Raw genomic sequence first — 259 nt, forward strand, 5'->3', positions numbered from 1 at the left:
GGAGCTGCCCATGCCCAGCCCCTCCGCCATGCCCGCCCAGCCCGCCTGGCTCCCCCACTACCTGACGGTCGCGGCCTGCCTCGACGCGGCGCCCTGTCCACCGGTCTCTGATGCGCCGGAGATGTCCGAGGGGGTCTTTCAGGCCCTGGTCGAGGGCCGCCTCGACGAGGTCGAGGACCAGATCGAGGAACTGCCGGACTGGGGGCAACGCCCGCGTCCGGCGACCCCGCTGACGGACGACCCGCTGCGCGCCATCGCC

Annotated in this window: 1 protein-coding gene; it reads left to right on the plus strand. The window is 74.1% G+C overall.

What is annotated here, in order from left to right; translation table 11 throughout:
• Positions 1 to 10: 10 nt before the first annotated feature.
• The coding region (locus tag PARHAE_RS20895) for a hypothetical protein (RefSeq protein WP_164555354.1) at positions 11 to 259 on the plus strand (249 nt) is incomplete at its 3' end.

The sequence above is a fragment of the Paracoccus haematequi genome (genome assembly GCF_900631945.1).
GTDB lineage: Bacteria > Pseudomonadota > Alphaproteobacteria > Rhodobacterales > Rhodobacteraceae > Paracoccus > Paracoccus haematequi_A.